The sequence below is a fragment of the Phosphitispora fastidiosa genome, assembly GCF_019008365.1.
Lineage (GTDB): Bacteria > Bacillota > Thermincolia > Thermincolales > UBA2595 > Phosphitispora > Phosphitispora fastidiosa.
This window is the reverse complement of sequence record NZ_JAHHUL010000222.1, coordinates 1-233: the sequence shown is the minus strand read 5'-3', so window position 1 is coordinate 233 and position 233 is coordinate 1. Positions and strand designations below refer to the sequence as shown.

The 233-nt window shown below is 67.4% G+C and carries 1 protein-coding gene; it reads right to left on the bottom strand.

The window, feature by feature from the left end; translation table 11 throughout:
* The coding region (locus Ga0451573_RS20400) for a ParB N-terminal domain-containing protein (protein ID WP_492207363.1) at positions 1–176 on the bottom strand (176 nt) is incomplete at its 3' end.
* Positions 177–233: the final 57 nt, after the last annotated feature.

The following is a 233-nucleotide window of genomic DNA, read 5'->3' as shown; positions in this document are numbered from 1 at the left end:
CGGACGACGATGGGCTGGACGACGCCCTGCGCCTTGATGGAATCGGCGAGCTCCTGGAGCGTCTCCTGCCGCATGTCGACACGCGGCTGATACTTTCCGCGCTGCAGAAGGTCGAGCGGCAGCTTCGCGAGCTCTTCCCCCGCCGGTGAGGGAGGCGCTGCAGGCCCAGTGTTGATCGATCCAGGGTTGGCCGACGCAGGCGCGGGACGTGAAGTGCTTTGCCCCAGCAGGTC